We start from the raw sequence: 6,887 nt of genomic DNA on the forward strand, positions 1-6,887 counted from the left end.
TCGCAAAATTGTAAAAATANTGTCCTGTCTTGTGATAATGGGAGAAACTCTGCTCCCAAATCTGAAGTGGAAAGACCATTAAAAGGGGGGGTTATTAAAACATAAACAGATCAAAAGATGAATCGCAAAATTGTAAAAATAGTAGAGCCAAAAGCAACCCAGGGCTTTTTAGGCGAGGGCCATTCGGCTATCCAGGTCGTTGGCGGCAGTGACTTTCAGCAAACGGATCCCTTTATCGTAATGATGGATGATCAGCTCGACTTACCCGGGAATGGTGTTGTTGGGGGGCCACATCCTCACGCCGGATTTGAAATTGCCACACTCGTGTTGGAAGGAAGCCCGGAGAGCGATTTTCAAACAGGTAGCTTGGAATGGCTGACGACCGGAAGCGGCATCGTACATACGGAAGAAATCAAAACCAAAGTAAAATTAAGGATTTTACAATTGTGGCTGGTGCTGCCGAAAACCAAAAGGTGGACAGCCCCCAAATGGCAAAAACTTCCCTTCAAAAATGTACCGTCCAAAAAAACAGGTCGGTCTGAAATCTACGTTTACAGCGGAAGCGCATTTGGTTTAACATCTCCCATTAGCTCTGAAACCCCTATCACGATCGTTCTGTTCAAATTGGATAAAAATGATAAGGTTACGCAACAGCTTCCAACAAACTTCAATGGGTTTATTTACATGCTTGAGGGAAGTATGGTAGCGGGTGGAGAAGCGACACCTATAGAGAAACAGCAGGTTGCCTGGCTGGACAGATCTACAGAAGAAGGGCCTAGTAAGATTGATTTTATCGGTGGCGCCGAGGGTGGAAGCTTTGTGCTGTATGCCGGAGAACCGCAAAGAGTACCCATTATCAGCTATGGCCCATTTGTTGTCGACAGGGAAGAAGAAATTAAGCCGCTCTTTCAGGATTTTAAAGCGGGTAGAATACCTCATTTAAAAAACCTTTCAGAAAGTCAGGTCGTTTACCATGGCTGAGCCATTGGTAAAACGTCTTGGCTTTATGCTTACGGTCTTATTTTCTTTTACCCTACATAGCCAACGCCCTTTCCGTCAAATCCATTTGTAAATGGTCGTCCGGTTGATCACCCTTTAAAGAGGATCATCCGGATATGCCATTTATTTACCGATCAAACAATCGGTAATTATCCCTTTCCATCAAGGATGAAGAATGATAGATCCGGTTGTCTTACCCTCTTCTAAATCACGATGAGCAACGGCAGCATCTTTCAGTGCATAAACAGTTGGCGTTATCGTACCTAATGATCCATCGCGCCAAGCATCAAATAGTTCACGCGTGGCCAATTCCCTACTATGCATATCCGGCAGATACTGTTGCAGGGCGGGCCGCACCAGCCGAATTTGTCTTTTCGATAAATAGTTCATATCCAAATGCGGATTACCGGAAGCCATACCAAAAAGAACCGCGGTACCACCATTCTTTAATAACTTAACTGAGATTTCAAAGGTCGCTTTGCCAACACCATCAAATACCGCATCAATCCGCTGATTTCCAATCAGCTCCTTTACTTTAGCCCCCCAATCCTGTGTTTCCATCACAATCACATGATCGACCCCGTTATCGGACGCGATTGCTCTCTTTACCTCGGTTCCTACTGTACCGATTACGGTGGCCCCAAGCGCTTTTGCCCATTTACTCAACAATGAACCAACGCCTCCTGCGGCGGCATGCACGAGAATGATGTCTCCCGATTTTACGGCATAGATCTGCCTGATCAGCATACGAGCAGTAAGTCCCTTGGCCAAGATCGATGCGGCTTGATCATAGGAGATATCGTCGGGTAACTTGACCAGGTCTTCCATATTCACCAGCCGCTTTTCGGCATACGAACCTAATGAATTGTAATAAGCAACCCGATCGCCTTCTTTAACAGACGTGACGCCGCTACCGACATGTTCTACTATTCCTGCGGCTTCCCCGCCGATCGTTGCCGGAAAAGACATGATCGGGAAAGTCCCGTTTCTATACATGATGTCAACGAAATTGATAGCAATTGCTTTCTGACTGATCAAGATCTCGTGCGCTCCAGGTTCTTGTACCTCTTGGATGGAATATTGTAAAACCGCGGGAGGGCCCTGTGATTCGATGCGGACTACACCGCTTTTATATATTTTCTTCATATTGTAAGGCTGATTGCTCAGCGTTAGTTTATTCAAAGTTGAGACTTTATAAGTGGCATGAAAATGACATATGCAGTAAATTATCCTTGACATATGTCAAGAATATCATGGTTCACGATTAGCATCCCGCCTGTTAATTCCTTATTTTTGATTGCTCTTAAATAATCATCTGCGTATATGAGTTTACACGAACCATCGTTTGAAGTGCTTTTTTCGTATATTGAATCGAGATCGTCTCTATTACTCGATGATAATGATCGAGCGCTTGTAAAACAGGCATTTAAACAAAAAAACCTGAGAAAACGACAATATCTTTTGCAGGAAGGTGATATTTGCAAGTACATGGCATTTGTAGTGAAAGGCGCAGGTAGGATGTATACAATTAATAAAAATGGGCAGGAGCACACGATTCGTTTTGCTATAGAATCCTGGTGGCTTGGAGATGAAGAGAGCTTTAGGCAGGGAACACCGTCAATCTATACTATTGAGATGACCGAAGACACTGAAGTGCTGTTGGTAACAAAAGACAATCTTGACCAACTCTACGATCAAGTTCCCGCTATTACCCGTATGACTCGCAAAATCGATCAAAAACGTGCTATCGCCACCCAAAAGCGTCTACAGGATACCATCAGCTTGGAAGCTGAACAGCGCTATATACGTCTTGAAGAAACTTATCCCGAAATAGTACGCCGATTCCCGCAGGCAATGGTTGCCTCTTATCTGGGGATATCAGCCGAAACACTTAGTCGGGTTAGAAAAAAACTATTGCAGAAATAAGCGACGCTCAATCTTTCCTCGTAAGATGACTTTAAATGAACGATCCATCGTCCACCATGCGATAGGTGTAACGATGATACAGGATAACATAACAAGCTTGATAAAGTCGGTCGATATTAGCTTGACAATGCCCATTACACTTGCCCCCCGGCACCTTGCGTACGCCGATTTCCTTTTGACGCTGGAGTGTGCTATAAGCAGCAATTGCCAATAACCCCATGCAGGAAATGAAAATAGTCAATAAGGCAAAATAGAAAAACAACTTCAGATTATCCAGGAAAAATACACGGGGCTGTTAGAAAAACACAATCTGCTTTTAGAAGAAAACAATGAGCTCAAATATCAACTAGCGGATTTAAAGCAAAAGTTGATTAAGAAGTAGGAAGCTTTCGAACTTAATTTATAGTGCTTAATAGAAAAAGCCGCCTCTAAACAAGAAACGGCTTCAAGATATCTACAAATACCCGATGCTTAATTCTTCTTCTTTTTAGCCAAATCAGCAGGGACTTTTTGGACGAAGTTTAGTGATATTAACGGCATTCACCACGAGCGAGTTAAAACTCAAATCGTTTTATCATAGTTAGTGCACTATTTTAATTTCTCAATCTCTTCAATTGACAGTTTGGTTGTTTTGCAATAAAGTCAACAGCTAATCCCTCTTTTTTCAGTTCACGAGCAATAGCGATAGCTTTGTTTTTTTGCCCTCATTTTTTGCCTTTTCCAATAAATATTCTCTGGTTCCCATAGTGGTATTTCTCCCTAATTTGCTGTTATCGGCACTTTATATTTATCATAAATCTTATAGAAATACTCGAACATTCTATTGGCAAGATCACCTTTACCTCTTTTTGACTGCACTTCAATGTGGCAGAGAATGAACTTCTCCCCTCCTTCCTTTAACTGAACTTTTACCAGTTTATCTACATACCTTACGCCCTTATTGTTAGGTTCCGGCGGAAAAAGCGTTTCAAACTCTTTATCGAGGTATTCAAATTTCTTATCCAGTGCAAAGACCTCGTTAGCATTGGGAAAAAAGAATGTCAGGAAATGGGCAAAGGTCTGTTCGAGAACAGACTTCCAAAAGGGATCATCAATGCTTTTGGCAATAGGTTTCTTTTTTAGCATTTTAGGCTATTTTCCCAATGAATTGCGACAGTCACCGATCATACCGGGCAATACTGCTTCCGTGTTCTCACGGAAAATCTTATCATACTGATCCGTTTGTGACTTATCTTGACTCATTTAGATTACGATTCAGGTATAGCACAAATATAAAAAATCTAATTTTTTTAGCAAAAAACATTTCGGATTTTTCTTTTATATATATTTGATGCTCAACTGGAGCTGTTTCCGAAAGGACGGAATTTCAGGTAAATTTTAATGGAATGGAGATGCGGGGGAAACTGTTAGCCCCACAAAGTCAGGATCGCTTAAACAATAAATAGAAAGGTGTTTGATATTTTCATTATTAATGTTTTGTTGTAGATTTTCTTAAACAGCATGGAAGCGACTGCTTATCTTTCGTTTAGATAGGTCCGGATCATGGAAACGAGCTTCTCCTGCAACTCGATCCGTATATCGTCTTCCTTAATTTTTCCGCCAAGTGCTTAATACATGATCTTGCCAGACTTATCGATAACGATTATCGTCGGATAGAAGAGGTGGAAAACATTGCTATGTTTTAACATCGCTATGTGAAACCTTTCTATGTCTGGTAATAATTATTTAAAAGTTGCCGATATTGTTAGTTTTTTGCTTGATAATTACTTAAACATTCAACCAGGCTCAATGCCCAGTTGAATGCAGCCAATCTAAAACCCTGTAATATCTAGTTCAATGTAATAATGGGCACTCATATTATAGGTAGTGTTCGTATAGATCACCCCAAAATAATATGCACCATTTTCCCACACCTTATCTCCCTGAATTATGTTTGGATCAGGTGAATTGTTATCAGTAGTGCCACCGATCAGTAGTTCCTTTGGCATATGGTCTACCTGACCTTCAAGCGCTAGATAGTTTGTAAAATAATCAAGCTCAGCCATGTTTTTATGTTCCCTCATGTCAGTAACAATTACTTTAGAGAAATCGATGTCTTCCGCAGTTTCCGGCAGATGCCCTGCACTCTTCTTGATGAGCACGGTATATAACACACCGTCACCCTTCACATTGCGGATATCCACAGTAGACCTGAGCGTATCGCCCTCCCCATAACCCTTATCACCCGGGATCATGAACCCTCTATTTAAAATATACAGATAGCCCTTGCCTAATTTTTCCAGCATAAGTGAATACAATTCCGGATTGACAGGGAGATTTTCCAGACTGATCAGCTCGATGGAATGGGTTTCCTCTATCACCGTACCATTTTCATCAACTATTCGGATGATAAAGTCATAAACTCCTTCGGGTGCTTCTTTATCAATATCGAAATGTTTATGCACATTGGTATTTTTAGCTCCTTTAAATTCATCCCAGGTGATATCGAAAGACCAGCTTTTGGTATAGGTCTCACCAGGACGTTGTTCGATAGAAACCTGCACACTGTTGATACGCGTTGCAGCTGTTACATCCATATCCAGATGGAAGTCCCTGCCGATCACTCCTTTTCCATTGTTACCTGAACCAATTTCCACATTTTCGATCTTCGACTCTGCCTCGGGCTCCTTTACGTTATCATCTTTTGAACAGCTTGTGATACCTAAACTTAAAACGGCCACAAAAAGGCTCATCATTTTGATTGATTTTTTCATGTTTTTTTATTAAATGGTTTCTATTTGATTTTTATACTGAGCCCTCTTAAGGTTTGTTGTGCATACGGATCTGCGCGTAATCATAGCGGACAGCGCCATGGAGAAGCACCTCATTGCTTAGATAAAAAACCGAGCGAAATATCTCGATAAAGACATATCTGGTGTCTCTTTATTTAATTGAATCAGTCTTACAGAGCAACCACAGATTTTTTGCGGTAATTTATTCCTGCCCAAAACACGAAAATCAAGATAACCGCAATAGAGGGTAGCAAAATGGTAATCCAATCGATCCGGACTTCCTCTTCGTAATGCTCAACTCCGAACGCGTCCCAATCTTGATCATTGACGGCCGCATCTTCAAAAATCCTCGGGTAAAAATACAGACGCATCTTCTCGTGGAATAATGCCGTATTGTCTTGAAACCGCAGGTGGTTGCTCAAACCTGATCTGGCTATTGTATTCAGCTGATGCTGGGCATGTAAAGTGGGCAGAAAAACGGCAATCAATCCACTCGCCCGATCACGTTGCCAAAGCTTATTACGCATTTGCGCTGTGTGCTCTTTTGCATCATCATCACCTAGCTGCTGCATCGCGTAGTACCAAAGCCAACTCGATTGTTTTTCCGGAAAGCCGTACTTACGGAACTGCGGATAATGTGCATAAAACTTATCCATGGTGAGCTTTTTGTCCATATCCCACTTCTCATGGTACCCTTCCCGCTGGTCAACAACGGTTGCCAGCGCTTCAGGTATGGGATACCTGCTAATTATATAGTTATTAACTGCTGCCGGAAGAATGATAGTTAGCAACAGCCACGTGCTGATAAGGATCGCTGCATTTGTACTCGAATCCCTTTGGAAAGAAATTACCAGAAAACTGACTGTAAACCAGAAAAACAGGTACAGACATGATATGGCAAACATTGTCAACAGATACTTATCAAAGGGTAGTGATAACATAGGAACCGCCAACAGCAGCAGTACCGATAATGCGACCATAACCACCAATGCCCTGACGGCTAGATTCCATATCAATATTTTAAGGGGACCTGTACTCTGTGCAGCCAGCAATTGCCAGGTTCCGCCCTCTTGGAGTTGCTACCTTTAAAGCGAGACAGATTTAGATAGTAATTTTAAATTTGTAGAAATGCATAGAAAATTTGATGATTCGTTTAAGACCATGGCGGTCGATTTGAGCGTTGTTAAGGGG

General features: G+C 41.8%; 7 protein-coding genes. 2 read left to right on the forward strand and 5 right to left on the reverse strand.

The window, feature by feature from the left end; genetic code table 11:
- The first annotated feature begins 117 nt into the window (after nt 1-117).
- Nucleotides 118-981, forward strand: coding sequence for a pirin family protein (locus RYH73_RS19525; protein ID WP_335315158.1), 864 nt, complete (start codon nt 118-120; stop codon nt 979-981).
- 180 nt (nt 982-1,161) lie between these two features.
- On the opposite strand, the gene RYH73_RS19530 is transcribed toward RYH73_RS19525, so the two are convergent.
- Nucleotides 1,162-2,145, reverse strand: coding sequence for a quinone oxidoreductase family protein (locus tag RYH73_RS19530; RefSeq protein WP_335315159.1), 984 nt, complete (start codon nt 2,143-2,145; stop codon nt 1,162-1,164).
- A 177-nt stretch (nt 2,146-2,322) separates the two neighbouring features.
- Here RYH73_RS19530 and RYH73_RS19535 point away from each other — a divergent pair, with 177 nt between their 5' ends.
- The gene (locus RYH73_RS19535; RefSeq protein ID WP_335315160.1) at nt 2,323-2,925 is read left to right on the forward strand and encodes a Crp/Fnr family transcriptional regulator; all 603 of its coding nucleotides are present in this window, start codon (nt 2,323-2,325) and stop codon (nt 2,923-2,925) included.
- A gap of 31 nt (nt 2,926-2,956) precedes the next feature.
- Here RYH73_RS19535 and RYH73_RS19540 read toward each other — a convergent pair whose 3' ends face one another.
- The 4 genes from RYH73_RS19540 to RYH73_RS19555 all read right to left on the reverse strand — a co-directional run bounded on the left by RYH73_RS19540 (nt 2,957) and on the right by RYH73_RS19555 (nt 6,601).
- Nucleotides 2,957-3,145, reverse strand: coding sequence for a hypothetical protein (locus RYH73_RS19540; RefSeq protein WP_335315161.1), 189 nt, complete (start codon nt 3,143-3,145; stop codon nt 2,957-2,959).
- Nucleotides 3,146-3,684: 539 nt separating this feature from the next.
- The gene (locus RYH73_RS19545; RefSeq protein WP_335315162.1) at nt 3,685-4,050 is read right to left on the reverse strand and encodes a hypothetical protein; all 366 of its coding nucleotides are present in this window, start codon (nt 4,048-4,050) and stop codon (nt 3,685-3,687) included.
- Between the two features lie 686 nt (nt 4,051-4,736).
- On the reverse strand, nt 4,737-5,678 hold the full coding sequence (locus RYH73_RS19550; protein ID WP_335315163.1) for a DUF4625 domain-containing protein: 942 nt from the start codon (nt 5,676-5,678) through the stop codon (nt 4,737-4,739).
- 188 nt (nt 5,679-5,866) lie between these two features.
- The gene (locus tag RYH73_RS19555; RefSeq protein WP_335315164.1) at nt 5,867-6,601 is read right to left on the reverse strand and encodes a DUF3526 domain-containing protein; all 735 of its coding nucleotides are present in this window, start codon (nt 6,599-6,601) and stop codon (nt 5,867-5,869) included.
- Nucleotides 6,602-6,887 lie beyond the last annotated feature (286 nt).

The sequence above is a fragment of the Olivibacter sp. CPCC 100613 genome (assembly GCF_036959255.1).
In the GTDB taxonomy this organism is placed as follows: domain Bacteria; phylum Bacteroidota; class Bacteroidia; order Sphingobacteriales; family Sphingobacteriaceae; genus Olivibacter.

Coding starts and splice junctions, on each gene's coding strand:
- RYH73_RS19540 (WP_335315161.1), bottom strand. CDS start 3,145: ATGGGGTTATTGGCAATTGCTGCTTATAGCACACTCCAGCGTCAAAAG.
- RYH73_RS19525 (WP_335315158.1), top strand. CDS start 118: ATGAATCGCAAAATTGTAAAAATAGTAGAGCCAAAAGCAACCCAGGGC.
- RYH73_RS19530 (WP_335315159.1), bottom strand. CDS start 2,145: ATGAAGAAAATATATAAAAGCGGTGTAGTCCGCATCGAATCACAGGGC.
- RYH73_RS19555 (WP_335315164.1), bottom strand. CDS start 6,601: ATGTTTGCCATATCATGTCTGTACCTGTTTTTCTGGTTTACAGTCAGT.
- RYH73_RS19535 (WP_335315160.1), top strand. CDS start 2,323: ATGAGTTTACACGAACCATCGTTTGAAGTGCTTTTTTCGTATATTGAA.
- RYH73_RS19550 (WP_335315163.1), bottom strand. CDS start 5,678: ATGAAAAAATCAATCAAAATGATGAGCCTTTTTGTGGCCGTTTTAAGT.
- RYH73_RS19545 (WP_335315162.1), bottom strand. CDS start 4,050: ATGCTAAAAAAGAAACCTATTGCCAAAAGCATTGATGATCCCTTTTGG.